Below are 25,371 nucleotides of genomic sequence, written 5' to 3'. Positions count from 1 at the left end.
CGGTGTGCTGCGCTCAGCCCTTCACGGCACCGGCGGTCAGTCCGCCGACGAGGTGACGCTGCAGGGCCATGAACGCGATCGCCACGGGTAGGGAGACGACGAGCGATGCGGCCATGAGCTCGGGCCAAGCCGTGGCCGCCTCACCGACGAAGGTGTTCACGAGGCCGGGCGGGAGGGTCTGCTTGTCGGGTCCCGCCAGCGTGAGCGCGAAGATGAAGTCGTTCCACCCGCGAACGAAGGCGAACAGGCCCGCGGCGACCAGGCCGGGTGCGGACAGCGGCAGCACGATGGAGTGGATGATCCGCAGGCGGGACGCCCCGTCGACGCGAGCCGCCTCGATGAGTTCGTCCGGGATCGTGTCGAAGAACCCCTTCAGCATCCAGACGCACAGCGGCAGGGTGAACGTCGTGAAGGAGAGCACCAGCGCCGCGTAGGTGTTCAGGAGTCCGTAGGCACTGAACACCGAGTACAGGGTGATCAGCAGCAACGCCTGCGGGAACATCTGCGAGGCGAGCACGAAGTACATGAGTGATCGACGCCCGCGGTAGCGGAACTTCGAGAACGAGTAGCCCATGTAGGCCGAGACGATCACGGACAGCAGGGCGGTGATGACGGAGACGATGATGCTGTTCCGCAGGTAGCCGAACAGGTCCGGGTTGGAGGCGAGGGCGGTGTACGCCTCGAAGCTGATCTCCGTGGGGAAGAGCTTCGGTGGGTACGAGAAGACCTGGGCCCGTGGGGTCAGCGAGGTCGCCAGCAACCAGTAGACCGGCAGCAGCCCGAAGCCGCCGCAGACGATCACCGCGACCCAGGCGCTGATCCGCACCGCCCGGCTCTCGGATCGGAAGAGCGACGGACGACGCCGGAGCGTGCCGATCTCGGTGGCGGCGAACGGGGGCTGCGGGTCCGGCGTGGTGTCCTGCGGCGCAGGGGGTGCGGTGGAGACGCTCATTTCTGCTCGCCTTTCTCCGAGAATCGGACGTAGACGACGACGAGCGCCATCAGGAGGATGAGCCAGAGCAGCCCGAGGGCGCCCGCGTGGCCGAGGTCGAAGCCGCGGAAGGCGGTCTCGTAGACGGCGGTGGCGAAGGTCTGGGTGCTCCCAGCCGGACCGCCGCCCGTCAGGACGTAGATGATGTCGAAGTGCTGGAAGTTCCAGATGAACTCGAGCAGCAGGACGAGGCCGATGATGCCCTTCAGCTGCGGGACCGTGATCGAGAAGAAGCGTCGGATGGTCCCGGCGCCGTCCATCTCGGCCGCCTCATGGAGTTCCTGTGGCACGGTCTGCAGGCCGGCGAGCAGCATGACCATGATCCAGGGGAAGGACTGCCAGGTCTTCGCGACGATCACCGCGAACATGGCCGTCTGGGGTTGTGCCAGCCACGCCTGCGCGTCGACTCCGAACAGACCGAGGATGGCGTTCGCCACTCCGTAGTTCGCGTTGAAGATCCACATCCAGAGGAACGACACGACGACGCCGGGAACGAGCCAGGGGATCAGCATGAGTCCGCGCATCACCTTGGCACCGCGGATGCGGGTGTTGAGCGCGAGGGCCAGTGCGAAACCGATGACGAAGGGGGCGATCGTCGTGCCGAGCGTGAAGACCATCGTCTGCCCGAGCAGCTTGAGGAAGTCACCCTGCAGCACGTCGATGATGTTCTGGAATCCGACAAACTCGCGGCCGGGCACCACCAGGCTCTGCTTGAAGAACGCCGTGACGAGAGCGGTCAGTAGCGGATAGGCGACGACCGCGACGAGTAGCGCGAGACCAGGGAGGACGAGGACGAACGCGAACATCCCGTCCGGCATCCGTCTCGGTTTGTTCGAAACTGTATCTAACTGTGAAGTCGTCATACTCACATCCTTGTGAGGAGCATTCCGCTGCATGCGGGGCTTCCTGGGGCGGCGGCGCGTTTATCAGCGGCCAAGTGTTGTTCAGCATGCCCGGTGTCCGCGTGACAGGTCAACGCACACTGGTCACGGTTCCATAACGGACTGTTTATACTTGATTGAAACTGTCGCTTGAGAGTGTCTGTCCGCCGCCAGAGTGGACATGGGAGAGTTGATGGGTGAACTACGACCTCAGCTCTCCTGCTCGCCGCGACATCAAGGGCCTCACGGCCGCCATCGAGTCGGCCGAGGACGCTGCTTCACTGCAAGCGCGTCTGAGCGTGCCGCGCTACGGCGTGTTCGACCTCGCAGGCCGGGCCCGCCGCTCGCCGATCATCGGTGGACTCCTCCTGGCCGGCACGGCACTCGACCAGAACGGCAAGCCGACGAAGCCGCTGCAGGTGCTCGAGACGATCCCCGAGCTGGACCCCGTCGACCCCGACCCCGGTGCCGTCGCCGCTCAGCTCGCCGAGCTCTCACACGGCGACCTCGTCACGGTGCGGTTCTCCGACGGTGCCTACGGCGACTTCGGCGTGACCGGCATCGCCGTCTGGTCGGTCCCCGGCACCACCTTCCTCGTGGGCGGCTGGCTCATCGGTTCCGCTGGTGCGCCGGCGCCCCGGGTCGCCGAACTCGTCCGTCTCGCCCCCGTCGGCGACCACCCCTGGCCCGTCCCGGCCCAGATCACCGTCGTCGGCGAGGACATCGGCATCGACTGACCGCGCAGCCGCGCTTCGTTCGCCCATATTTGGGCGAACGGGCACATTTTCGCCCAAACATGGGCGAATGAACACACACCGGAGGCGCTGGGGGGCGAACCGATGAGCAGGATGTTCCGCGAGGTCGCTTCGGTGGGGATGATGTGCCTCCCATTGGCAGCGGGGATTGTCGCTGCTTGGACCGTCCTCCCGACCGCACCCCCGACGCTCGACGTCCACGTCGACCGGAGCGGAGTGGTCGACGGCACCGCGCCGACCTGGCTCATGGTCGCGATCCCGATCGCGCTGTCCGTGGTCGCCGCGATCCTCGGCCTCGCCGGGCTCCGCGAGTCGTGGCAGGCGAACCGTCGGGTGCAGCGAGCACTCGCTGGAGGAGCAGCCGTGCTGGGTCTCGTCGTCTGGATGTGGTCGGTGGAGTTCACCCGGCTGGCCGGCACAGGAGCCGACCTGGTCGCGCTGCCGGTCGTCCTCTCGGTGTTCGGCGCGATCTTCTGGGGCGTCCTCTGCTTGGTCGTCACCCCGCCTGATCTCCTCGCGGACTGAACCCGGGCATGGGCACCACTGCCCATTCAGGGTTCGGGACGCTCGACCTACGCTCGTGACGTCCGAGCAGTCGACCGAGAGGAACATTAGATGACCACACGAACGATGCGCAACAGGATCACCATCGCGGGGGCCGCACTCGGTCTCGCCATCGCCGGCTCCGTCGGCGGGGTCGCCACCGCCACACCGGCCGCAGCAGCCGGCCAGTGCGTCGACTACCAGTACTCCATCGGCGGCGACGGCGGGTGCGTCGCCAACATCCAGACGCTCCTCAACGCCTTCGGACCGAGGATCCCCGGTGGTGTGTCCAACCTAGAGGTCGACGGCCAGTTCGGCGAGCAGACCCGAGCAGCCGTCGTCGCCTTCCAGACGTACTGGGGCATGCAGGTCGACGGCGTCGTGGGAGCCGAGACCTGGAACATCCTCTGCGCGCCGCAGATGGGACCCGGTCCGGTCGACTGGTTCCCGTACGACGCGGCTCGCGCCTCCGGCTGCAACATCTGACCGGACCCGCACGACGACACTCCCTCGCCCACGTTCGGGCGAGGGAGTTCTCGTTCACCCGGGAACGGGCGAACGAACGCGGCGGCTACTCCGCGTCGAGGGTGAAGAGCTGCGCCTGCTCGGGAGCGAGGAGCGGCATCGCGACCCCGACCTCGGCCAGTGCGCGGCCGGTGAGCACGACCGAGCCCTCGGTCAGCCACACTGGCGGCACGTCCTGGATCGACCGGGCGGGCGCGCCGAGGTCGAGCGGGCGGACCCGGTACCGGCGCTCGGGATCGAGACCGGGCACCCGGAGTGGCGCGGGAATCGCGGTCCGCGGTGCGGCGAGCGCCACCTGCGCGACGATCGCGGACAAGCGGTCCTGGGCGATCACCCCGTGCGCGTGCAGTGCCGGGTCGGCGCTGTCCATGCGGACGACCTCGCCCGTGTGCAGCAGCGGGCGGAGGCGCTTGTAGTGCGCGATCCATGTCGCGATCAGCTCGAGTTCCGGCTCGCTCGCCTCGTTGAGGTTCCACTCGATGCCAGCGCTCCCGAAGAGGGCTGTGGCGAGGCGGAACGAGAGGTCCGAGGTGCGCCAGGTGGTGTGCGAACGGGCCGCACCGAGATGACCGCCGAGGTATTCCGGTGGAACGACGAGCCCCGTGTAGCGCTGGATCGACTGCCGCTCGAGCGGGTCGTTCGTGTCGCTCGTCCACACCCGCTCGACCCGTTCGAGAATGCCGAGGTCGATCCTCGCGCCACCTGACGCGCACGACTCGATGTCGACACCGGGATGCAGGGCACGCACCTCGTCGAGCAGTCGGTAGAGCGCCGTCGTCTGCCGGTGCGCCGAGCCGCCGAGGAGGTCGCGGTTGTGGTCCCACTTGAGGAACGCGATGTCGTACTCGGTCAGCAACGCGTCGAGTCGGCCGAGGAGGTAGGCGAAGGCGTCCGGGTTGTCCAGGTCGAGCACCCGTTGGAAGCGCCAGCTCGGAGCGTCCGGATGCCCGAGGACCCAATCGGGATGCGTGCGCGCGAGCTCCGAGTCGGGGTTCACCATCTCCGGCTCGACCCACAGCCCGAAGTCCATGCCGGCACCGGTCACCGCGTCGATGAGTGGCGACAGCCCGCCCGCCCAGCGTTCCGGGTCGACGAACCAGTCGCCCAGCGCACGGCGGTCGTCCGTGCGGCCGGTGAACCAGCCGTCGTCCAGGACGAACCGCTCGACGCCGACGCGCTTCGCCTGCTCGACGAGGGTGAGCAGTGTCGGCAGGTCGTGGTCGAAGTACACGGCCTCCCAGGTGTTCAGCACCACCGGGCGGGGCTTCGTGATCGTGCTCCACGAGCGGATCCAGGGGTGCAGTCGCGCGGAGACGCCGTCGAGACCCGCGTGGGAGTAGACGGCGACCGTCCACGGCGACTCGTAGGTCTCCCCCGGCCCCAGCGTGACCTCGCCGGGCGCGAGGAGTTCACCGGAGCCGGTGACCACGGGGCCGAGTGGCGAGCGCTCACTCCAGATCACCTTGTCGCCGCTCCACGCGAGGTGGGTCGCCCACACTTCGCCGCTGCGGAAGTCGAAGCCGGGTGCGCCCGTGACGGACAGGAACGCGTCGTCGTGACCGGGTCGTCCGTGACGGTGCTCGCGCGTCCAGGCACCCTGCCCGAGGCGGTGGCGCTGCGGCGTGCGCTCGTGCGTCCAGAGGCCGGTGAAGTCGAGGAGTTCGGTGGCGCGGTCGGGAACCGGGAGCACCACGGCGAGGGCGTCGACGGCGAGTGGTCGGTCGACCTCGGCGTCGTTCCGAACGGCATGTCGCACCCGGAGGACACCCTGCGGCGTCAGCTCGATCGTCGAGACGATCGTCACCGCGGCACGCTCGTCGGACGTCGTCAGGACCAGCGAGGTGTCGGTGGCCTGCTGGTCGATCAGCCGCAGCGCGAGCAGGTTCGACGCATCGGTTCCGCCCGGCCGGTGCACGCCGACACCCGGGCGGCCGCTCCAACCGTCGAACACGGTGGGCAGGAGGCTGAGGCGCGGCGGGGCGTCGATGGAGGAGGGCGGGATCGCCGGCGTCAGCCCGTGGGCGAGGGCGATGAGGGAGTCGGCGGCGAGTTCGCCGACATCGGCTCCCCAGTGGAGGATGGTGGGCACCTCCGTACCGCGGGCGTCGACGATCAGGCTGACGCCCGCGGCACGAAGGTGGTGGATCACTGCTCTGTCACTCCTTGACGGGGATGGACTGCGCCTTGAGGGCGTCGATCGTCGCCGACTGGCCCTTGGTGAGGGCGTCGAGCAGGGTTCCGTCACCGGAGACCGCAGCCTTGAAGCCGTCGGACACGTCGTTGTACGTCTGCGTCATCGTCGGACCCCAGGCGAAGTCCTCCGACACCTCGGAGGAAGCCTCCGCGAAGACATCGTAGATCGGCTGGCCGCCGTAGAAGTCGACGCCCTCCTTGAGGACGGGCAGGTTCAGGCCCTCCTTCGTCGCCGGGTAGATGTTGGCGCTCTTGTTGAGCATGGTGAGCGCCTCGTCGGAGGTGTTCAGCCACAGCGCGAACTTCGACGCCTCGTAGGGGTGCTTGGAACCGGTGAAGACGGCGGTCGAGGAACCGCCCCAGTTGCCTGCCGCGGAGTCGCCGGCCTCCCACTGCGGAGCCTTCGCGACGGCCCACTTGCCGGCGGTGTCGGGAGCACCCGACGCGATGGAGTTCGCACCCCAGACGGCGGAGTTCCAGGTCCAGGCGGCGCTGGAGTTGTAGGCGTTGTCCCACTCGGTCGTCCAGGTGGGGACGGTCGAGACGAGGTCCTCGTCGATCAGGTCCTGCCAGTAGTCGGCGACCTTCTTGGAGGCGGGGTCGGTCAGGTCGACGGTCCAGTCGGAGCCGTCGTTGTTGAACCAGCTGCCGCCGGCCTGCCAGACGAAGCCGGCGAACTGGTTGATGTCGCCCTGCGAGAAGTTCGTGATGTACGCACCGGTGGCGCGGACCTTCTTGGCGGCCTCCTTGTACTCGGCCCACGTCGTCGGGATGGCGATCCCGTTCTGCTCGAACAGGTCGGCGCGGTAGAACATGGCCATCGGGCCGGAGTCCTGCGGGACGGCGTAGACCGAGTCGGACTCACCGAGCGAGACCTGACCCCAGGTCCAGTCGACGAAGTCGTCCTTGGCGGCCATGACGTCGTCGCACGCACCGAGGTCCATGAGGCCGTTCTGCACGCGGAAGTTCGGCAGGGCGTCGTACTCGATCTGGCCGAGGTCGGGGGCGTTGCCGGCCTTCAGCTGGTTGAAGAAGTTCTGGTAGGTACCGCTGTTGCCGTTCGGGCCGGTCTGGACCTTGACCTGGATGTCGGGGTTCTCCTTGTTCCAGACGTCGACGACCTCTTCGATGCCGGGGATCCAGGAGGTGAAGCTGAGGTCGACCTTGCCCTCGGCCGGGGCGCAGGAGGCAGCAGCACTGCCGCCCTCCGACCCGGTGGAGGAGCAGCCGCTCAGGACGACGGCCGACAGCACCGCTGCGGCGACCGCTGTTCTCTTGAGGTTCATAGCGAATCCGTTCTTCTGTGAATGGTGCGGGATGGTGTTGGTGCGGGATGGAGAGGAGTGTCTGCTCGTCGGTCCGACTACTTCACGGCGCCGGCACCGAGGCCGGAGCGCCAGAACCGCTGGAGCAGGAGGAAGGTGATGACGAGCGGGATGATCGACAGGAATGCGCCGACGAGGACGTAGAGGCGCAGTTCGGGGATCTGGTTGACCTGCGAGTTCCAGGAGTAGAGCCCGAGGGTGACCGGGAACAGGGCTTCGTCGCGCAGCATGATGAGCGGCAGGAAGAAGTTGTTCCAGATGGCGACGAACTGGAAGAGGAACACGGTGACGAGCGCCGGGAACATGAGTCGCACGGAGATGGTGAAGAAGGTCCGGATCTCACCGGCGCCGTCGAGACGCGAGGCCTCGAGGAGTTCCTCGGGCACGCTCGACGCCGCGAAGATCCGCGTCAGGTAGACACCGAAGGGGCTCACCAACGAGGGCAGGAAGACCGCCCAGAACGTGTTCGTGAGGCCCACCTGGCTGAAGATGAGGAACAGCGGGAGCGCGAGCGCGGTCGCGGGGACGAGCACACCGCCGAGGACGACGTTGAAGATCAGGTCGCGTCCCGGGAACCGGTACTTCGCGAGGGCGTAGCCGCACATGGCCGCGAAGAGCGTGCCGAGCAGTGCGCCGAGGCCGGCGTACAGGACCGAGTTCAGCATCCACTTGAGGTAGACGCCGTCGCGGTAGGCGACGAGCTGGCCGATGTTCTCGAACAGGTTGAAGTCCGCGAACCAGAGCGGAGCCGAGTTGCCGAACTGCGCTGACGACTTCGTCGAGGCGATGAACAGCCACCAGATCGGGATGAGGAAGTAGAGCGTGAAGACGAGCATCACGATGAGCGCGCCGGCGCGCGACAGGCGGCTCTCCTGCGGGCCGCGGCCGGTGGACAGGATGGCGGTCATTTGCCTTCCTTTCGCTGCGTGAACTTCAGGAACCCGAAGGAGAGGACGAAGGTCGCCAACGCGAGCACGACCGAGAAGGCGGCTGCGAGGTTCACGTTCGGGATGGACGAGGTGGTGTAGACGGTGAGGTTCGGGGTGAAGGTGCTGCTGACGGCCGAGCTGAAGGTGCGGAACACCTGCGGCTCGGCGAGGAGTTGCAGCGTGCCGATGATCGAGAAGATCGCCGTGAGGACGATCGCCGGCATCACGAGCGGGATCTTGATCGACCAGGCGATGCGCGCCTGACCGGCGCCGTCGAGCCGGGCGGCCTCGTAGATCTCGGTGGGGATGGAGAGCAACGAGGAGTAGATGATGAGCATGTTGTAGCCGACGAACACCCAGGTGACGACGTTCGCGATGGCCCAGAGCACGAGATCGGCTGAGAGGAAGTCCACGCTCTGCGTGACCGCGGTGAACGGCGACAGGTTCGGCGAGTAGAGGAAGCCCCACATGATTGCGGCGATCACGCCAGGCACCGCGTACGGGACGAAGAACGCGAGACGGAAGAACCGCTTGCCCCGCAGGAGCGGCGAGTCGAGCAGCAGCGCGAAGAGGAGCGCGAGGCCGAGCATCACCGGCACCTGGACGACGCCGAACAGGAGCACCCGTCCGACGGACTGCCAGAACGGGCCGTTCTGGAAGACCTGCACGTACTGCGCCAGTCCGCCGAACACCTCCCGGGCCTGACCGAAGGTGCCGTCACGCTCGATCACGAGCAGCGACTGGTAGACCGCGTACCCGATCGGCACGAGGTAGAACAGCGCGAACAGCAGGGCGAACGGGACGATGAAGATGGCGATCGCCCGCTTGTGCTGCACCACCGCCTTCGGCAGCTTGGCCGCCCTCGGCGGGCGGACGGGCCGTGGCGACGTCGCCTCGGCCGTCTCGATGTTGACGCTCATCGCGTGCGGTCCTCTCTGATGACGCGCACGGCGCCGGCTGGCACGCGTGCGATGGAGTCGACGGGTTCGCCGGTGACGAGCTCGCGCCCGCTGGCCGGCACCTCGACGTCGTTCGTCGAGTGGTTGATGAGGAAGAGGTAGCTCCGTCCCTCATCGGCGCGGCGGACGACCTCGAGGCCCGGCTGGTCCGGATCACCCTGTGCCAGCGCCCCGGCCCCCGCGGCTGCGTCGCGGAGCACCTCGTCGAGTGCGCCGGCGTCCAGGTTCGTCGCGAGGTACCAGGCGTCGCCGCCACCCGCGATGCGGTTGCGCGTGATGGCCGGGCGACCGGCCGACGGGCCGTCGGCGAAGGAGTCGACGACGTCGGCTCCGCGGGCGCGGGTCCGCTCGGACCATGCCGTCGCGGTCCGGCCCGACGCGAGCGTCAGCACCTGGCCGGGGAGGACGGGGGCGAACTCCTCGACGTTGACGCCGAGCAGCTCGCGGAACGCACCGGGGTAGCCGCCGGGGCGGACCCGGTCCTCCTCGTCGGCGATGCCGCTGAAGAACGTGACGACGGCGTGCCCACCGGCTGCGACGAAGTCCGAGACAACCGCGGCCTCGCTGTCGCGCACCAGGTACAGGTTCGGGACGACGACGAGCCGGTAGGCGGAGAGGTCGGCGCCCGGACGCACGACGTCGACGGTGTGACCCAGACGACGCAGCGACGCGTGGACCGCGTGGACCTGCGAGAGGTGGTCGATCGCGTGGGTCGGGCGGCTCTCGCCGTCGGCCGCCCACCAATTCTCCCAGGAGAAGAGGAGGGCGACATCGGCCTGGACGCGCGTGCCGGTGATCTCGTCGAGTCGGTCGAGCGTGCCGCCCAGCTCGACGACCTCGCGCCACACGTCGGAGTCGGTGCCCGCGTGCGGCAGCAGGGCCGAGTGGAACTTCTCCGAGCCCTGCAGCGACGCACGCCACTGGAAGAAGCAGATCGCCTCCGCGCCCTTCGCGACGTGCGTGAGGGAATTCCGGGTCATCTCGCCCGGTGCCTTCGCGAGGTTCTGCGGCTGCCAGTTGACCGCACCGGTGGACTGCTCCATGAGCAACCACGCGCCGCCCCCGGCGAGACCGCGCGTGAGGTCACTCGCGAACGCGAGTTCGGCCGTGGGGTCCGCGAGGCGGTTGTCGAGGTAGTGGTCGTTGGCGACGACGTCCATCTCGGGCGCCCACTGCCAGTAGTCGAGGTTCCGGATGTGCGCGGTGACCATGAAGTTGGTCGTGACGGGTACGGAGCTGTGGCGGCGCAGGACCTCGAGCTCGGCCCGGTAGTAGCCGAGGAGCTCGTCGGAGGAGAAGCGGTGGAAGTCGATGACCTGGCTCGGGTTCCGGCTCGACAGGGTCAGGCGCGGCGGCAGGATCTCGGCGAAGTCGCTGTACTGCTGACTCCAGAACGACGTGCCCCACGCGGTGTTCAGACGCTCGATCGTCTCGTAGCGGGCGCGGAGCCAGCCCCGGAAGGCCTCGGCACTCTCGTCGTCGTAGCAGAGCGCGTTGTGGCAGCCGAGTTCGTTCGACACGTGCCAAAGCTCGACGGCGGGGTGCGCGCCGTAACGGACGGCGACGCGCTCGACGAGTTCGAGGGCGTAGCGACGGAAGACCGCGGACGACGGACACCAGGCCTGGCGACCGCCGGGGAAGCGCGTCGTCCCGTCCTCGGTCTCGGGGAGGATCTCCGGGTGCCGGAACGTGAGCCACGGTGGGGCCGATGCGGTGCCGGTCCCGAGGTTGACCCGGATGCCGGCCTCGTGGAGCAGGTCGAGGATCTCGTCGAGCCCGGCGAAGTCGAACTCCCCCGGCCGTGGCTCGAGGTGCGACCAGCCGAAGATGTTGAGGGCGACGAGGTCGACGCCCGCCTCCTGCATGAGGGCGACGTCTTCGCGCCAGACGGACCGATCCCACTGCTCGGGGTTGTAGTCGCAGCCGTAGGCGATGCCGTCGTGGCTGAACGTGGGGGTCGTGCTCATGGTGCCTTCCGCGATCTGTGAACGTGCACAGATCGAAGAGCGACAACTCCACGTTGAGAGTCTGTGAACGTACACAGAGTAGGCGTGCGTTTCTGAATCTGTCAACACGGAGCCCGCCGAAGGCCGCCCGGACCGGCGCTAGGGTGGAGCCGTGACCCCTCCGCCGACCCGACGCAAACGAGCGACGGTGCACGATGTCGCCGTCGAAGCCGGCGTCTCCCGGGGCACGGTCAGCCGGGTCGTCAACGGCGAGCGGTACGTGTCGGCTGAAGCGCGCGAGGCGATCGAGGCCGCCATCGAGAAGGTCGGCTACGTGCCGAACACGGCCGCCCGGAACCTCGTCATGCAGCGCACCCAGGCCGTCGGATTCGTCGTCCACGAGCCGCACAGCCTGTTCGTCGACGATCCCAACATCGGCAACATCCTGCTCGGGGCGAACGAGGCCCTGTCACAGGCCGACCACCAGCTCGTCTGTCTGGTCGTCGACTCCGAGCGCGACACCGACCGCATCACCCGGTACCTCTCGGGCGGCTTCGTCGACGGGGTGATCATGGTGTCTGCGCGCCAGAACGACCCGATCACGCGTGTCATCGAGCGCCTCGGCCTCCCGGCGACCTTCGTGGGCCACCCGCCCGACCTCCGTGAGCTCCCCTTCGTCGGGATCGACAACCGGTCGGCATCGGCCGACATCACGGGTGAGCTGATCGGTGCCGGCCGACGGCACATCGGCATGATCGCGGCAGCCCTCGACCGGGACTCCGGCTCAGACCGACTCGCCGGGTTCCGCGATGCGCTCGGCGACCGCTTCGACGACCGACTCGTCGTGGAGGTCCCGCTCTACTCGCACCAGGACGGCTTCGCCGGCATGTCGGAGCTGCTCCGCCGCGAGCCGGCCGTCGACGGCGTGTTCGCGGCTTCGGACGCCGTCGCGGCCGGAGCGCTCGAAGCCCTCCGAGCGGCAGGGCGGAGTGTGCCGGAGGACGTGTCGATCGTCGGCTTCGACGACTCGGCGTGGGCGCTCCGTTGCCACCCGCCGCTCACCACCGTCCACCAGCCGGCGGCGGCCGTCGGTCAGCGCGCGGCGGAAGTGCTCCTCGCGCAGCTCCGGGGTGAGACGATCTCGCCTGTCGGCTCGTTCGTCCCCACGTCGATCGTGCGTCGCGGGAGCGTCTGAGCCCGTTCGTTCGCCCATTCTTGGGCGAACCAGCACTCCGTCGCCCAAGAATGGGCGAACGAATGCCGGAGGAGCGACTCAGAGCTGCGGTGACGGCCGTCGGATCGCGGCACGCTTTGCCTCGTCGAAGGTGTCCACGTGCAGCCATTCAGGCGGGCTGGGCGCGACGATGAGCACGTCGTAACCGGTGCCCTGTGCCTCGACGTACGCGAGACAGCACTCGGGTGAGGAGGGATCGGCGTCGTTCGAGATCCGCCATTGCCGGGCACCGATCGGGACGACGTGGTGCCGTTCGGACGAGTCTCGCGCTGGAGACACATCGTGCTGCGAGGGAAAGGACGGCTCGAGCGACACTGCTGGAGCATGCTTCGTGACCATGCCATCAGGCTAGGCGCGCTCGCGGAACGCGTCCCGAGGCTTGACTTCACAGGTTCGCGACGACGCGCCGGGCTGCAGGTGGACGGTCAGCGCGGCGGGCGTCGCACGGTCTCGAGCCCCAAGAACACGAGGGCGACCACGATCGGGCCGTAGACGAACCCGTCGGCGAGGGTCAGTGATTCGCCGAGGAGGAGGACCGCCACGAGGACCAGCAGCACCGGTTCCAGATAGCTGAGCAGCCCGAAGACGCCGAACGACAGCAGACGACTCGCGACGAGGTACAGCACGAGGGCGACACCGCCGATCACCCCGAGGAGCACGATCCCCCAGCCCAGCTGCGGGTGCGCGGCCAGGATGGCGAGTGAGGACGGTTGCAGTGCCAGCACGACCGCGACGGGGACGAGGACCGTCAGCTCGAAGCAGAACGCACCGATGGAGTCGAGCCCGGCTCGGCGCCGGATCGCGAAGTACACCGGGTAGCCGACCGCAACCGCGATGGTCGCCCAGGACAACCCACCGGCCACGACGATCGCGGCGGTGACGCCGATGACGGCTGCGGCGACCGCGGCGATCCGGAGCGGTGCGAGTCGCTCCCGATGCAGGACGACGCCGACCACGACCATCGCCAATGGCATCAGCAGGTAGCCGAGCGCGAGTTCGAGCCCGTGCCCGGTCTGCGGTGCCCAACCGAAGAGCCACAGCTGCAGGGACAACAGGAGCCCGTCGAGGACGACCACGAGGACGAGGAGCGGACGACGTGCGAGACGGACCGCGATGTCGCGGACGTCCCGCCACCACCCGAACACCGCGATGAGCGTCGCCAGCACCGGCACCGTCGCGATCACGCGCCAGGCGAAGATCTCGTTCGCCCCGAACGGCTCCAGCAGCGGTGGCAGGAAGAACAGCGCCGCGAACAGGAACGAGGCGACGACGGAGACGAGGACCCCGCGGGGCGTCGTCTCGCGATGCTCAGGGGGAAGGGCGGCCGTCACGGGTCCTCACCCTATCGTCGCGCGGGCAGCTCAGCTCGCGGCCGACTGGGCGGCCAGGACGAGGGCCTCGGCTTCGCGACGTTCGTCCTCCGTCAGCTCCGAGTAGCCCGATTCCATGAACTGATCGGTCTTCGGCTTCAGCATGGAGTATCGGAACTCGATCGACGGGTGTCCGGTCGTCAGGTCCTCCGCGAACGCGGCGTAGCCGTTGCGGCGGTAGCCCCTGATGCTCGGACCATCCCGCAGGGCGATGCGGAAGCTCTGGGCTGTCCAGCTCGGTCCGATCGAGGTGACGTCGTCGATACGGACGACGCGGGAGCGGAAGGCCGTGTACGCCACCAGGTGCTCATCGAGCACGACGATCCGGTGTGCCGTCACGACGAGGGTGTTCCATGCCACGGCTGCGAGGACGACGAAGGCCACGACCAGGACCGGTACCGCTGACACCAGTTTGTCCTTCGGAATCACGAGGAAGAGGAAGAGCGGCGCCACACAGAGCATGAACACCTGCGCCTTCAAGCCGAACGCGGGAACGTACTTCATGCGTCGCCTTCCGTCGCCAGGTGCATCATTTCGCCCATCCTCACCAGGTGTACGGGTCGAAGGTCCACGTGCCGTCGGTCGACAACACGACGGCACCGTCCACCCACACCTCGCAGTCCTCCGCGGTCACGATGCCGTATTCGCCCGACGCCGAGGCGAACGCGGCGAGGAAGTCGGCACTGCCCCGACGGGTGGTGGTCACGAGGAACCCCGCCGTCGCGGAGTACTCCGAGAACTCGAACTCGGGACCACGGGTCAACACCCAGGTGACGCCCGACATCTCGTCGCCCTCCGAATTGTCGATCGCGATGGAGCAGCCCTCGGGTTCATAGGACGTCGATGCGATGCAGGCGTCCACGTACGCGTGAACCGCAGCGGTCGCCCCCTCCCGCCCGAGCGCCGTCAGTGTCGGGTACAGATACGCCGTCGGCCTGCCGTCCCATTCGGCCTCCACGCTGGGCACCTCGAAGTCGAAGAAGCCGGTGGTCGAGTCGGCCGCGATGTCGTACTTCCCCGGTCCGACGACGTAGACCGTCGTCTCATCCACTGTGCCCACGTGCTCGCCTCCGACGGAGAGGTCCAGCGCACCGAACCTGACCGTGGGCACCGTGATGGTCGGCAGGCTCGCCGGTTCGATGCGCCACGCGCTGAACCACAGGAAGCCGGACGGCTGTGAGCGCAGCGTGAACGCCGTGGTCTGTCGTTCACCGCCGCGCTCGAACGCGACGTCGACCGTGGCGACCCCGTTCTCGGTCCGGGTCGCTCCGACGCGATAAGCCGTCGGGCGGTCGGTCGCGAGCGCGTACCGCTCATCGGTCAGGAGGTCGGCGCTGTAGCCGAGTTGGGCGGCGGCGGCAGCGGTCCCGTCCATCGCGACCGCCCGTTCGAGGTGCCCGTCCTCCAGTGCGTCGAGATACGGCTGCAGCATCACCGACGGTGCCGTGGCAGCCGTCAGCGACACCGACGCGCCGACCACCCAGGCCGCGGCGACGACGACCGTGGCGGCGATGACACCGCCGAACGCGACCGGACGCAGTCGGTGCGACGGCGAAACGACGGGGGCGACGCTGCCGCCTCGGGTGACTGGTTCAGCGGTGTCGGCCGCGCCGACGGTCGGGTCCTCGTGCACCGGGCATCCTTCGATTCCGGGTCGCAGGGAGGAGCTGCCGTCCCGGAACCCGCAGCGCCTCGCGCATCGGGACGGACGTGGCGGAGGACCGCACGCGTTCGAGGCAGCACCGCATCATCTCACCTCACAGCCGCGGAGCACCAGATGCCGCCGCCGCCGCCGCTCACCAGTCGTGGACGGTGCCGTCCGTCAGCCGGTTCACCGGCAGGTACGCCTTCGTGTACTCGAACGCGGCGGCCGCGTCCTCGTCGAGTTCGACGCCGAGGCCGGGCTGCTCGCCGGGGTGCAGGAAGCCGTCGTCGAAGGTGAAGGAGGTCTGGAACACCTCGAGGGTCTGCTCGTTGTGCGGCATGTACTCCTGGATCCCGAAGTTGTGGATCGCGAGGTCGAGATGCAGCGCTGCGGCCATCCCGATGGGCGAGATGTCGGTGGGGCCGTGGATGCCGGAACGGATCCCGTAGATCGCCGCGAAGTCGAGCAGTTTCTTCATCGCCGTGATGCCACCGGTGTGCGTCACCGCCGAGCGGACGTAGTCGATGAGGCGCTCGGTGATGAGGGTCTGGTAGTCGTACACCGAGTTGAAGACCTCGCCGATGGCCAGCGGCGTGGTCGAGTGCTGGCGGACGAGTCGCAGGGCGGTCTGGTCCTCCCCCGGGGTGCAGTCCTCGAGCCAGAAGAGCTTGTACGGCTCGATGTCCTTCGCGAACCGGGCGGCCTCGATCGGCGACATGCGGTGGTGTCCGTCATGCAGGATCCGGAGGCCCGTCCCGAAGTCCTCGCGGATCCGTTCGAAGACACCCGGCATGTGCGCGAGGTAGCCGGCGGTGTCCCAGGACTCCTCGGTCGGTGCCGTGGCTGCCGAGCCGTCCGCCGCTCGCTTCGCCGGCTCGTAGTCGTAGCGGACGCCGGGCCCTGAGGCGGACACCCCGTAGACCTGCCCGAGCCCCGGCACACCGGTCTGGACGCGCACCGCGGTGAACCCGAGCTCCTGGTACCCGGTGATCGCGTTGGCGAGCGCCTGGTAGTCCGTCCCCGAGGCGTGGGCGTACGCCCGGATCCCCGATCGGCTCGCACCGCCGAGCAGCTGGTACAGCGGCACCCCGGCCTTCTTCGCCTTGATGTCCCAGAGCGCCATGTCCACCGCGGCGATGGCCGCCATCGTGACGGGTCCGCGCCGCCAGTAGGGTCCGCGGTACAGGTACTGCCAGGTGTCCTCGATGCGGTCCTCGTCGCGGCCGATCAGCATCGACGCGACGTGGTCGCCGAGGTACGACGCAACAGCGAGTTCGCGCCCGTTGAGGGTCGCGTCGCCCCAGCCCACGACGCCGTCGCTGGTGGTGATCTTCAGGGTGACGAAGTTCCGGCCGGGACTCGTGACGATGACGTCCGCGCGTTCGATGCTCATGAGGTTCCTTTCGAGGAGGTCGGGTGCCGGTCAGATGGCGTCGCGCGGGTCGGTGAGGTCCCGACCGGCGACCTCCGGCATCCAGATGGACGCGACCAGGGCGCAGAGGGTGAAGACGCCGAGCATGATGATGATCGGGATGAACGAACCGGTGGCGGCGGACACCCAGGCGGCGGCGATGACGGGGCCCGCGCCGGTCGCGACGATCGCCGCGATCTCCCGGGCCATCGCCGTGTAGGTGTAGCGGTTCCGCGCGCCGAAGAGTTCCGGCAGGGTCAGGTTCTCGAGCGACGCGAAGCTCATCACGGCCAGGTTGTGCAGGACGACGTAGCCGACGAACACCTGGACGGTGTCCTTGCTGTGGATCATGAGCATGGTCGGGACGATGATGATGAGCGCGATGATCGCCCACACCATGTACATGCGCTTCCGTCCGTACCGGTCACCGAGCCAACCGGAGAGCGGCACGGTGATGAAGGCGACGAGCGAGGAGACGATGACGGCGTTCACACCGATCGACCGGTCCAGCAGCAGGACGACGGTGATGTAGCTGATGAGGTACGTCTGGACGAGTCCCGAGTTGCCGGCCTGACCGAACCGCAGCAGGAGCGCGATGCTGAACGCCTTGATCGGCTTGCGGTTCATGGCCTCGAGCGTGCGGAGGTTGCCGGTCTCGGTCGCAAGGGCGATCGTCTCCTGCTTGGTGAGCGCCTTGCCGTCGACGACGTCGTCGCGCTCCTCGAAGACCGGGCTCTCCTTGAGGTTGAAGCGGACCCAGACCGCGAAGAGCATGATCACGACGCTGCCGATGAACGGGATGCGCCAGGCCCAGGCGATGACCTCGTCCTCGCTGAACGCCAGGAGCAGACCGGCCCACAGCGCGGAGGCGAGCAGGGTGCCGCAGTTGGTCCCGAGCGCCACGAGCGACGCGATGATGCCGCGTCGCTTGGCCGGGGCGTACTCGGCGAGCATGACGCCGGCGCCCGAGATCTCGGCACCGGCTCCGAAGCCCTGCGCGATCCGCAGGAGGACCAGCAGGATCGGCGCGAGGATGCCGACCTGCGAGTAGGTCGGCAGGAATCCGATGAGCGTCGTCGACAGGCCCATGAGCAGGATCGTGTAGAAGAGGACCTTGGTCCGGCCGGTCTTGTCGCCGAGCCGGGCGAAGAAGAACGCGCCGACCGGACGGGCGACGTAGCCGACCCCGTACGTCGCCATCGCGGCGACGACGGCCATGGCCGGGTCCTCGTTGGAGAAGAAGAGGTCGGCGAACACGAGCGCGGCGGCCAGCGAGTAGAGCTGGTAGTCCATGAACTCGAGCGCGGTGCCGAGCCACCCGGAGATGGCGGCCCGGACGAGGTCGCGGACGGATCGGTTCGCGGTGGGGTCGCCGGTGGCGACGGACGACTTGGGTTCTGACATGAGGTACTCCTTCGGACCTACGGGATGCAGCGGAAGTGGGGGTGGGAGTGTGCGGTGGGTGGCTCAGAAGGCGAGGAGCACCTTCGCCGAGCGGGACGAGTCCCGAGCGACGGCGAAGGCGTCGACCGCCTGCTCGGCTGGGATGACCTGGGTCACGACGGCGTCGAGGAGATCGCCCTCGGCGAGGAACGCGATCGCGTCGTCGATCTCGGTGGAGAAGCGGAACGCGCCGCGGATGGTGAGCTCCTTGGCGAGCATGGGGGCGAGGTTGATCGGGCTGTCGGCGTCGGGGAGCATGCCGACCTGGACGATCGACCCGCCTCGTTTCGCGGCACGAACCGCCTGGGTCAGGGCGACCGGTGCGCCGGAGCATTCGAAGACGACGTCGTAGGACTCGTCGGCGACGGCGTCGCGACCCACGAGGAGGAGCTCACCGGCTCCGACGGTCGCGGCGCGTTCCAGTGCCTGTTCGCGCATGTCGCTCGCCGCGATCCTCGCTGCACCGGCCCGGGCGGCTGCGGCGATCACGAGCAGACCGATGGGCCCTGCACCGATGACGAGGACCCGCGCACCGCGCACGTCGCCTGCCAGCCCGACCGCGTGCATGGCGACCGCGAGGGGTTCGGCGAGCGCCGCCCGCTCGAGCGGGAGTCCGTCGGGCAGGACGCGCACCATCGAGTGTTCGACGATCAGGTACTCCGAGGCCCCACCCTGTCGGTGCGGGTTCGCCGCGGCGCTCCCGAGGTAGTCGCCGCCGGGTCGCAGGTGTGGGCGGTCCTCGAGCCCGGGCAGGCTCGGGCCGTATCGCGCCGGGTGCACGGTGACCCGGGTGCCGGGGGCGAGCCGCCCGGAGGGGTCCACGTCGACGACGGCCGAGAGCTCGTGGCCGGGGGTGAGCGGTTCGCGGATGACGTACTCGCCGTTCGCTCCGTTGAAGTAGTAGTGCAGGTCGGAGCCGCAGATACCGACGTACCGCACCCGGAGGCGGACCTCGCCGTCGCGTGGTTCCGGGGTGACGGCGTCCTCCCAGCGGATGTCCTCCGCGCCGTGGATCGCGAGCGTCTTCATCGGTTGGCTCCTGTCGTGGTCATGGGTGCCTGCGAGGCGGCGATGCTGTCGCGGATGGCGGCGTCGACGCCGTGTCGGCGGATGGTGTCGATCAGTTCACCGACCCGCGAGATGAAGGTCGGCTGCTCGGCGAGGTCCTGCCCGAAGAGGTGCAGCTCGGCGATTACCCGCTGCGCCAGATGCCGGCCGTCCGTCGACGTGTCCGCCAGCCGGGCGAGCTCCTCGCGGGCCGGATCGACCATGGCGCGCGCGTGCGGACCGGGGTCGAACCCCGGCATCGGGGCGATGCAGGACAGGTAGGCCGCGACCGTGAGGGCGATGAGGTGTGGAACGGATCCGGCCTCGAGCAGACGGAGGGCGGGCTCCGGGATGCGCTGTCGCAGCTTCACCGACCCGTCGGTGCCCACCTGCGCCGTGCGGTGCCCGAGGGCGTGGTTCGCCCAGCGTTCGAAGAGCTGCCCCTCATACGTGCGGACGTCGACGCCGGACGGGAACCGCACCGACGGTTCGTACTCGTCGCGGAGGATCGCCAGTGCGGCGGATTCGACGGCGGTGTCGGCGATCGACTCCGAGATCGTGGCCACCCCGCGGAGCGCACCGAGGTAGGCGATGAGCGAGTGCGTCCCGTTGAGGAGCCGCACCTTCATCTGCTCGTACGCCCCCACCTCGTCGGTGAACACGGCGCCTCCGGCCTCCCAGGCGGGACGCGCAGCGGCGAAGCGGTCCTCGATCGCCCACATCGTGAACGGTTCGGCGGAGACCGGCGCGTCGTCCCGGACGCCGAGCCGGGCTGCCACGAGCTCGCGCAGTCGCGGGGTCGTCGCCGGGACGATGCGGTCGACCATGCTGGACGGGAAGGCGACCGCGCTGTCGAGGTAGGCGAGCGCTTCCGCGCCCTCGGTGCCGCGCAGTTCGGAGAGGAAGGCTCGGACGAGCGCCTCCGTGCGAGCGCCGTTCTCGCTCAGGTTGTCGCAGCTCAGGATCGTGATCGGGGCGCCGCTGCCGGAGGCCCGCCGCTGGAGGCCGCGGGCGAGTTGGCCGATGGTCGTCTGTGGGGCACCTCCCCGGAGGTCGGCTGCGATCAGCGGGTCGTTCAGATCGAGGAGGCCGGTCGACGGCGAGGCGCTGTAGCCGTGCTCCGTCACGGTCAGCGTGACGACCCGGACGCGGTCGTCCGCGAGGGTACCGACCACACGCTCCGGATCCTCCGCCGCGACGAACACATCGGTGTGCACCGCAGGCACGGAGAACGAGGCCCCGGTGGGTGAGATCTCGGCGACCGTGTAGCGGAGATCCTGCGCCCGCATGGCGTCGACGACCGCTCGGGACCGGGATGCGACACCGACGATGCCCCATTCATCTCCGCCCGCGCTGAGCGCAGCCGCCGTGTAGACGGCCTGGTGCGCTCGGTGGAAGTTGCCGAGACCGAGGTGCAGGATGCCGGCGGCGGACGGTGCCGGGTGCTCCGGACGCGGGCCCGAGCCGGCGCCCAGTCGCGGCGGCAAGGCCGTCATCGCCGAGCCTCGGGGCACCGCGTCGTCGGCTGGAGGAGATCCACGTCGATCATCATGAAAGCGATTCTGAATGGTTTGTACAAAGTTTGTCAAGTAGTTTCATGGCAGCACGATGCCGCATCATGAGTACACCCGACCCCGCGAAGGATCAACCGTGACCGCCACCCTCACCGATGTCGCCCGTCACGCGGGCGTCTCCATCGCCACCGCGTCGCGGGCGTTCGGCGAGCCGGATCGCCTTGCGAACGCGACGCTCGAGCGGGTCCTCACGGCGGCGGCGGACCTCGGGTACTCGAACCCGAACGGTTCGACGGCGGAGAAGACGTTCGGCGTCATCGTCCCCGACATCGCCAGCCCGGTCTACGCGACCCTCCTGAAGGGCGTCCACGCCCAGGCCTGGCAGGGACGCCACCGCCCGGTGTTGTTCGACACCGATGAGGACCTGCATCGCGAGCACGAGCAGCTCGAACTGGCGCGGAAGCTCAACGGGATGCTCCTCTGCTCGCCACGCCTCCCCGACGACGAGATCCGCGCGCTCGTGGGCGACACCCCGGTCGTGGTCGTCAACCGCATCATCGACGGCCTCCCCTACGTCGTGATGGACACCGAGAGCGGGCCACGGCAGGCGGTCGAACACCTCGCCGCACTGGGTCACCGACACATCGCCTATGCGGCCGGTCCGAAGCACTCCTGGGCGGACCTCCGCCGTGGCGACGCGGTCGCGGCGGCATGCGAGCAGCTCGACATCGAGTTCACCCGTCTGGGCCACCAGGCGGCCTCGATCCAGGGCGGCCTCGCCGCAGCGGCCACGATCGTGGCGAGCGGCGCGACGGCGGTCATCGCCTACAACGACCTGGTCGCCCTCGGCATCGACGCCGGGATCACGTCGATGGGCAAGCGCTGCCCCGACGACCTCAGCATCATCGGCACCGACGACATCGAGATGGCGTCCATCCGCCAGCCCGGTCTCACCACCGTGCGGCTCGCGATCAACCGGTGCGGGTCGTTGGCGGTCGAGGTGCTGCTCCAGGCCATGGCCGGAGGGTCACCCCGTTCGGTCGCGAGTCTCGACTCGCAGCTCATCGTGCGCGATTCGACCGCAGCCCCGCGTCGGGACTGACGCGGCGGACGGCAGCTCCGCCGATCAGCCGACGTCCCATCGGTGGAGCCGAGCGGCCGCGAGACCCGACACGAGCGCGCACGCCGCCATCAGGCCCCAGACCACCGCGAGCGGCACGGGCTGAGGGCCTTGGGAGATGGTCGCCTCGAGCGCGCCGACGATCCAGGTCGTGGGCAGGAGCCGGCAGAGACCGGCGACCCACTCCGGAAGGATCGCGAGCGGGAAGAGGGCCCCGGACGTGGCGAGAGCGAGCATCGGCAGCAGGTACGCGAGTTGCATGGCGATGTCCGGGTTCGACAACCGCGCCGCGAGGAGGTAGCCGAAGCCGAGCAGCATCGCGCCACCGAGCAGGATCGTGCCGGCGATCGCGACGAGGTCGGAGAGTGGACGGGTGGGCACCGTCCAAGCGGCCAGGGCGATGATCACCGCGGCCTCGACGACGACCAACCCCACGCGGATCGGCAGGTGTCCGAGCAGATAGGCGTCGCGACGGGCCGGCGAGGTCGACAGCGCCCGCAGCAGGCCGATGCTGCGATGCCGGACCAGCGGCACCGTGGTGAGCATGAAGGCGATCGCCATCGTCCCCGTGCTCGAAACGAGCGGGAGGGCGCGCTGCAGCACACCGGCAGGCGTGTCGGACGCCGTCGCCACGAGGGCGTCCACCCCCCAGAGCAGTCCGATCAAGGCGAGGAAACTCGCCACGAGTGCGATGATCGAGCGCGGGTCCCGGACGAGGTCGCGCGCGTGGGCCGCGGCGAAGCTCCGGACCTGCGCTGGGAACGCAGGCGTCGTGCTCATGGGCTGTGGGCCCGGTCGCCCTCGGCTGCGGACGTCGGCCGATTCGCGAGATCGATGAAGAGATCCTCGAGCGACCCGTGCGCCACTCGGAACCCCCGCGGTCTGAGACCGGTGGAGAAGGTGAGTCGGCGCAGCACGGCGTCGGGGTCGTCGGTCACGATCCCGACCAGGCTGACGGCGCCCTTCGCCGTCACGGTGATCTCGCCGGGGATGTCGTGCGAACGCAACTCGTCCGCGGTGGTCCGGCCGGGGACCTCGAAGGTCACCGTGGCCGTCGCGGCGTGTTCCCGGACCAGGGTCTCCGGCTCCCCCGAGGCGGCGATCGAGCCGTCCACGAGGACGGCGATCCGGTCGCAGACCTGGGTGGCCTCGTCCATGTGATGCGTCGAGAGCAGGATCGTGGTCCCGCGTTCCTGCTGGCGCCGGATGATGCCCCAGAGGTTCCGTCGGGCCTGCGGGTCGAGTCCGGCCGACGGCTCGTCGAGGACGACGATCTCGGGATTGCCGATCAACGCGATGGCGATCAGCAGGCGACGCTCCTGGCCACCTGAGAGGTGCTTCACGCGCACGCGCCGTGCCTCCCCCAGATCGAGCTCGTCCAAGACCTCCTCGGGACGCCGCACGTCCCGGTAGAACGACGCGAAGAGGTCGAGCGTCTCCGCGACCGTGAGCGTCGGGAACAGGGTGGCGGCCTGCGGCTGCACCGCCATCCGCTCGGTCACGTATCGGCGGTCGATCGACGGGTCTCTTCCGAGCACCCGGACGGTTCCGTCGGTGGGACGGCGGAGTCCGACGATGGTCTCGAGCGTGGTGGTCTTCCCGGCGCCGTTCGGTCCCAGCAGCCCGAACACCTCCCCCGCGTGGACTCGGAGGGAGACGTCGCGCAGGACGCTCCGGTCGCCGTAGCGCTTGCTGAGCCGGTCGACGGTGACGACCACTCGGTCCGATTCGTTCATCGTCGTCCTCCCGACGGCGGGGCATCGTGTTCACCCGGGAAGAAGATCTCCTCGATCGGGCGGGAGAGCAGTGCGGAGACCCGGAACGCCAACGGCAGGGACGGGTCGTAGCGCCCGGTCTCGAGCGCGTTCACCGTCTGCCTGGAGACGCCGAGTGCTTCAGCGAACTGGACCTGGGTCCACCCGCGTTCGGTGCGCAGGGCGCGGACGTCGTTCTTCATCGGGTGGCCCGGAAGGAGACGACACCGATGGTCACGCCCCACACCGCCATCCCGCCGATGAACACCCACCATTCCGGCTGGGCGACGACGACACCGGCGGTCGACAGGAACACGACCGCGAGGCTGATCAGCATCGCCGCACCGAACCCGATGGCGAGACTCAGCACGATCACTCCGCGCTGCAGTTCGTCGACGCGGCGCACGTGTCGGATGAGTGCGATCACGATCCACACCACCGGCACGAGCGGGACGAGTGCGACCGCGACGGCTGCGGGCGATCCCGGCTCGGTGGTGAACAGCTCCGGCAGGAAGAGGAACGTCACGAGGAACCCGACGGCACCGGCCGCGATCTCCCACATGTATCTACGGGACGCACGACGCTCCTGCGGTGTCGATCCCCGTGTCGTGTGCTCGTTCATGCAGCCACCTCTCGTTGCGTGTCGGACATCGTGGTCGCCCGCCCATCACGCTCGGACTGATCCCACTCGAACCACCGCACGGCGAGCACGCCTGCTGCGACGGTGACGAGCGACATGAGCCCCCAGAGCGCGGGGACGGGGAGGAACGGTTCGGCCCCGGTCAGTGAGGCACTCGCGGCGGCGACGAACCAGGTGGTCGGCAGGCAGTTCATGGCGACCTGCACTGCGGCAGGAAGGATGGACTGCGGCAGGAGCCCACCCGACGCGAACACGAGCCCGATCGTCACCATCACCATCGTCTGTTGTGTCGCCTCGGCGTTCCGCGATCGCGCGGCGAACACCAGCGCCAGAGCGAACAGCATCGCCGCTCCGAGGAGGAACGAGACCCCCAGGGCCAGGAGGTCCACGCCGTCGACGTACCTGCGCCAGACCGCGATCCCGGTCGTCAGCACCAGGATCGCCGCCGCCACCAGCGCGCGCAAGGGGAGCTGCGCGAGGAGGAAGGTCGACCGGCGGACCGGCGTCACGCCGAGCAGCCGGAGCAGCCCCCGCTCCCGCATCGCCACGAGTGGGACGGTCGTGCCGATGAACGCCAGGCTCGCGACCCCGACCAGGACCACGATGCCGAGGTTCTCCTGGAGCGGGTCGATCTTCACGTCACCTTCGTCGTCCATCACCGTCACCCCGTGGGCCGGGACGCCTGCGTCGCGCAGCCCTCGCCAGATCGGGTCCCATGCAGCCTGGTCCGCAGCGTCGAGCACGACCAGGGCGCGCCCCTCGTGCACGGTCACCCGCGTGTTCCGATCGGGGTCGTCGGGGGCGACCACCTGCACACCGGTCCGCTCGAGCGCCGACGAGAGTCCCGGTTCGTCCGTGTCCAGCGCTGCGACCGGAGCAGGGCCCAGGACGACGAACGCGAGCCACATGGAGACGTAGATCACGAGGATGATGCCGGTCATGAACCACATCGAGATCCCGGTGAGCGGGTTCCTGAGCACGTCGCGAGCACTCATCGACGCCAGCCGCCGGAACGCGGCGCCGCCGCAGCGGGCCGACCTGTCGTTCGTCATCGTCGGCGCATGTGGACGATCGAGTCCGAAATGACAAGGAAACCTGACATAGGTCAAGCATGCTTGTCATCCGGCGACGTGTCAAGCTTCCTTG

Annotated in this window: 25 protein-coding genes; 5 read left to right on the top strand and 20 right to left on the bottom strand. The window is 68.8% G+C overall.

What is annotated here, in order from left to right; genetic code table 11:
* Positions 1–13: 13 nt before the first annotated feature.
* Positions 14–952 carry a carbohydrate ABC transporter permease gene (locus GV015_RS03455; protein WP_079704359.1) on the bottom strand — a complete coding sequence of 313 codons (939 nt, stop codon included), beginning with the start codon at positions 950–952 and terminating at the stop codon, positions 14–16.
* Positions 949–1,854 carry a carbohydrate ABC transporter permease gene (locus GV015_RS03450; RefSeq protein WP_236555317.1) on the bottom strand — a complete coding sequence of 302 codons (906 nt, stop codon included), beginning with the start codon at positions 1,852–1,854 and terminating at the stop codon, positions 949–951. Before GV015_RS03450 ends, GV015_RS03455 begins: the two co-directional genes overlap by 4 nt.
* Positions 1,855–2,069: 215 nt before the next feature.
* On the opposite strand from GV015_RS03450, the gene GV015_RS03445 reads away from it, so the two are divergent.
* From GV015_RS03445 to GV015_RS03435, 3 genes are all read left to right on the top strand, one after another.
* Complete coding sequence (locus GV015_RS03445) at positions 2,070–2,609, top strand: hypothetical protein (RefSeq protein WP_159876564.1); 540 nt, start codon at positions 2,070–2,072, stop codon at positions 2,607–2,609.
* 102 nt (positions 2,610–2,711) lie between these two features.
* Positions 2,712–3,152, top strand: coding sequence for a hypothetical protein (locus GV015_RS03440; RefSeq protein ID WP_159876562.1), 441 nt, complete (start codon positions 2,712–2,714; stop codon positions 3,150–3,152).
* A gap of 90 nt (positions 3,153–3,242) precedes the next feature.
* A complete protein-coding gene (locus GV015_RS03435; protein WP_159876559.1) occupies positions 3,243–3,656 on the top strand; it encodes a peptidoglycan-binding protein in 414 nt (137 codons plus the stop codon).
* Positions 3,657–3,741: 85 nt separating this feature from the next.
* Here the strand turns inward: GV015_RS03435 and GV015_RS03430 are convergent, their stop codons facing one another.
* The 5 genes from GV015_RS03430 to GV015_RS03410 all read right to left on the bottom strand — a co-directional run bounded on the left by GV015_RS03430 (position 3,742) and on the right by GV015_RS03410 (position 11,068).
* Positions 3,742–5,844 (bottom strand): alpha-galactosidase, encoded by a 2,103-nt coding sequence (locus GV015_RS03430; protein ID WP_371416531.1) that lies wholly within the window; start codon positions 5,842–5,844, stop codon positions 3,742–3,744.
* Between the two features lie 7 nt (positions 5,845–5,851).
* Positions 5,852–7,174 carry an ABC transporter substrate-binding protein gene (locus GV015_RS03425; protein ID WP_159876557.1) on the bottom strand — a complete coding sequence of 441 codons (1,323 nt, stop codon included), beginning with the start codon at positions 7,172–7,174 and terminating at the stop codon, positions 5,852–5,854.
* Between the two features lie 77 nt (positions 7,175–7,251).
* Positions 7,252–8,121, bottom strand: coding sequence for a carbohydrate ABC transporter permease (locus tag GV015_RS03420; protein ID WP_079704354.1), 870 nt, complete (start codon positions 8,119–8,121; stop codon positions 7,252–7,254).
* Positions 8,118–9,062: a carbohydrate ABC transporter permease gene (locus GV015_RS03415; protein ID WP_159876555.1), complete on the bottom strand. Its 945-nt coding sequence runs from the start codon at positions 9,060–9,062 to the stop codon at positions 8,118–8,120. The genes GV015_RS03420 and GV015_RS03415 overlap by 4 nt, the downstream gene beginning before the upstream one ends.
* Positions 9,059–11,068, bottom strand: a complete 2,010-nt coding sequence (locus GV015_RS03410) for a beta-galactosidase (RefSeq protein ID WP_159876553.1) — start codon at positions 11,066–11,068, stop codon at positions 9,059–9,061. Before GV015_RS03410 ends, GV015_RS03415 begins: the two co-directional genes overlap by 4 nt.
* Before the next feature lie 151 nt (positions 11,069–11,219).
* On the opposite strand from GV015_RS03410, the gene GV015_RS03405 reads away from it, so the two are divergent.
* A complete protein-coding gene (locus GV015_RS03405) occupies positions 11,220–12,242 on the top strand; it encodes a LacI family DNA-binding transcriptional regulator (RefSeq protein ID WP_159876551.1) in 1,023 nt (340 codons plus the stop codon).
* Positions 12,243–12,320: 78 nt separating this feature from the next.
* Here the strand turns inward: GV015_RS03405 and GV015_RS03400 are convergent, their stop codons facing one another.
* The 8 genes from GV015_RS03400 to GV015_RS03365 form a co-directional block, all read right to left on the bottom strand.
* Positions 12,321–12,620, bottom strand: coding sequence for a hypothetical protein (locus GV015_RS03400; RefSeq protein WP_133059905.1), 300 nt, complete (start codon positions 12,618–12,620; stop codon positions 12,321–12,323).
* An 86-nt stretch (positions 12,621–12,706) separates the two neighbouring features.
* Positions 12,707–13,612 carry an EamA family transporter RarD gene (gene rarD, locus GV015_RS03395; protein WP_159876549.1) on the bottom strand — a complete coding sequence of 302 codons (906 nt, stop codon included), beginning with the start codon at positions 13,610–13,612 and terminating at the stop codon, positions 12,707–12,709.
* Between the two features lie 30 nt (positions 13,613–13,642).
* Positions 13,643–14,155, bottom strand: coding sequence for a hypothetical protein (locus tag GV015_RS03390; RefSeq protein WP_159876547.1), 513 nt, complete (start codon positions 14,153–14,155; stop codon positions 13,643–13,645).
* A gap of 40 nt (positions 14,156–14,195) precedes the next feature.
* Positions 14,196–15,284, bottom strand: a complete 1,089-nt coding sequence (locus GV015_RS03385; protein ID WP_159876545.1) for a hypothetical protein — start codon at positions 15,282–15,284, stop codon at positions 14,196–14,198.
* A gap of 163 nt (positions 15,285–15,447) precedes the next feature.
* Positions 15,448–16,689 (bottom strand): D-mannonate dehydratase ManD, encoded by a 1,242-nt coding sequence (gene manD, locus GV015_RS03380; protein WP_079704346.1) that lies wholly within the window; start codon positions 16,687–16,689, stop codon positions 15,448–15,450.
* A gap of 30 nt (positions 16,690–16,719) precedes the next feature.
* Positions 16,720–18,111, bottom strand: a complete 1,392-nt coding sequence (locus tag GV015_RS03375) for an MFS transporter (protein ID WP_086472499.1) — start codon at positions 18,109–18,111, stop codon at positions 16,720–16,722.
* 63 nt (positions 18,112–18,174) lie between these two features.
* Positions 18,175–19,179 carry an L-idonate 5-dehydrogenase gene (locus tag GV015_RS03370; protein WP_159876543.1) on the bottom strand — a complete coding sequence of 335 codons (1,005 nt, stop codon included), beginning with the start codon at positions 19,177–19,179 and terminating at the stop codon, positions 18,175–18,177.
* Entirely contained in the window at positions 19,176–20,693 is a 1,518-nt protein-coding gene (locus GV015_RS03365) for a mannitol dehydrogenase family protein (protein WP_159876541.1), read from the bottom strand. Before GV015_RS03365 ends, GV015_RS03370 begins: the two co-directional genes overlap by 4 nt.
* 154 nt (positions 20,694–20,847) lie before the next feature.
* On the opposite strand from GV015_RS03365, the gene GV015_RS03360 reads away from it, so the two are divergent.
* Positions 20,848–21,813, top strand: a complete 966-nt coding sequence (locus tag GV015_RS03360) for a LacI family DNA-binding transcriptional regulator (protein ID WP_124767854.1) — start codon at positions 20,848–20,850, stop codon at positions 21,811–21,813.
* Between the two features lie 24 nt (positions 21,814–21,837).
* On the opposite strand, the gene GV015_RS03355 is transcribed toward GV015_RS03360, so the two are convergent.
* The 5 genes from GV015_RS03355 to GV015_RS03335 are packed head-to-tail and all read right to left on the bottom strand — an operon-like array spanning position 21,838 to position 25,277.
* Positions 21,838–22,611, bottom strand: coding sequence for an ABC transporter permease (locus tag GV015_RS03355; protein ID WP_159876539.1), 774 nt, complete (start codon positions 22,609–22,611; stop codon positions 21,838–21,840).
* Complete coding sequence (locus GV015_RS03350; RefSeq protein ID WP_159876536.1) at positions 22,608–23,567, bottom strand: ABC transporter ATP-binding protein; 960 nt, start codon at positions 23,565–23,567, stop codon at positions 22,608–22,610. The genes GV015_RS03355 and GV015_RS03350 overlap by 4 nt, the downstream gene beginning before the upstream one ends.
* Positions 23,564–23,788 (bottom strand): helix-turn-helix transcriptional regulator, encoded by a 225-nt coding sequence (locus tag GV015_RS03345; RefSeq protein WP_079704339.1) that lies wholly within the window; start codon positions 23,786–23,788, stop codon positions 23,564–23,566. Before GV015_RS03345 ends, GV015_RS03350 begins: the two co-directional genes overlap by 4 nt.
* On the bottom strand, positions 23,785–24,207 hold the full coding sequence (locus GV015_RS03340) for a hypothetical protein (protein WP_159876534.1): 423 nt from the start codon (positions 24,205–24,207) through the stop codon (positions 23,785–23,787). The genes GV015_RS03345 and GV015_RS03340 overlap by 4 nt, the downstream gene beginning before the upstream one ends.
* Positions 24,204–25,277, bottom strand: coding sequence for an ABC transporter permease (locus GV015_RS03335; RefSeq protein WP_236555316.1), 1,074 nt, complete (start codon positions 25,275–25,277; stop codon positions 24,204–24,206). The genes GV015_RS03340 and GV015_RS03335 overlap by 4 nt, the downstream gene beginning before the upstream one ends.
* Positions 25,278–25,371: the final 94 nt, after the last annotated feature.

Origin of the sequence: Plantibacter sp. T3, assembly GCF_902506515.1 — a bacterium.
GTDB classification, from domain to species: Bacteria; Actinomycetota; Actinomycetes; order Actinomycetales; family Microbacteriaceae; genus Plantibacter; species Plantibacter auratus.
The sequence above is the reverse complement of the archived record's forward strand: the minus strand, read 5'-3'. Positions and strand labels throughout refer to the sequence as shown.

Excerpts from the sequence above, each read along its gene's own strand:
- GV015_RS03375 (WP_086472499.1), bottom strand. The coding sequence starts at position 18,111 with ATGTCAGAACCCAAGTCGTCCGTCGCCACCGGCGACCCCACCGCGAAC.
- GV015_RS03390 (WP_159876547.1), bottom strand. The coding sequence starts at position 14,155 with ATGAAGTACGTTCCCGCGTTCGGCTTGAAGGCGCAGGTGTTCATGCTC.
- GV015_RS03455 (WP_079704359.1), bottom strand. The coding sequence starts at position 952 with ATGAGCGTCTCCACCGCACCCCCTGCGCCGCAGGACACCACGCCGGAC.
- GV015_RS03450 (WP_236555317.1), bottom strand. The coding sequence starts at position 1,854 with ATGACGACTTCACAGTTAGATACAGTTTCGAACAAACCGAGACGGATG.
- GV015_RS03400 (WP_133059905.1), bottom strand. The coding sequence starts at position 12,620 with ATGGTCACGAAGCATGCTCCAGCAGTGTCGCTCGAGCCGTCCTTTCCC.
- GV015_RS03365 (WP_159876541.1), bottom strand. The coding sequence starts at position 20,693 with ATGACGGCCTTGCCGCCGCGACTGGGCGCCGGCTCGGGCCCGCGTCCG.
- GV015_RS03340 (WP_159876534.1), bottom strand. The coding sequence starts at position 24,207 with ATGAACGAGCACACGACACGGGGATCGACACCGCAGGAGCGTCGTGCG.
- GV015_RS03345 (WP_079704339.1), bottom strand. The coding sequence starts at position 23,788 with ATGAAGAACGACGTCCGCGCCCTGCGCACCGAACGCGGGTGGACCCAG.
- GV015_RS03355 (WP_159876539.1), bottom strand. The coding sequence starts at position 22,611 with ATGAGCACGACGCCTGCGTTCCCAGCGCAGGTCCGGAGCTTCGCCGCG.
- GV015_RS03410 (WP_159876553.1), bottom strand. The coding sequence starts at position 11,068 with ATGAGCACGACCCCCACGTTCAGCCACGACGGCATCGCCTACGGCTGC.
- GV015_RS03415 (WP_159876555.1), bottom strand. The coding sequence starts at position 9,062 with ATGAGCGTCAACATCGAGACGGCCGAGGCGACGTCGCCACGGCCCGTC.
- GV015_RS03335 (WP_236555316.1), bottom strand. The coding sequence starts at position 25,277 with ATGACGAACGACAGGTCGGCCCGCTGCGGCGGCGCCGCGTTCCGGCGG.
- GV015_RS03370 (WP_159876543.1), bottom strand. The coding sequence starts at position 19,179 with ATGAAGACGCTCGCGATCCACGGCGCGGAGGACATCCGCTGGGAGGAC.
- GV015_RS03350 (WP_159876536.1), bottom strand. The coding sequence starts at position 23,567 with ATGAACGAATCGGACCGAGTGGTCGTCACCGTCGACCGGCTCAGCAAG.
- GV015_RS03440 (WP_159876562.1), top strand. The coding sequence starts at position 2,712 with ATGAGCAGGATGTTCCGCGAGGTCGCTTCGGTGGGGATGATGTGCCTC.
- GV015_RS03435 (WP_159876559.1), top strand. The coding sequence starts at position 3,243 with ATGACCACACGAACGATGCGCAACAGGATCACCATCGCGGGGGCCGCA.
- GV015_RS03425 (WP_159876557.1), bottom strand. The coding sequence starts at position 7,174 with ATGAACCTCAAGAGAACAGCGGTCGCCGCAGCGGTGCTGTCGGCCGTC.
- GV015_RS03420 (WP_079704354.1), bottom strand. The coding sequence starts at position 8,121 with ATGACCGCCATCCTGTCCACCGGCCGCGGCCCGCAGGAGAGCCGCCTG.
- manD (WP_079704346.1), bottom strand. The coding sequence starts at position 16,689 with ATGAGCATCGAACGCGCGGACGTCATCGTCACGAGTCCCGGCCGGAAC.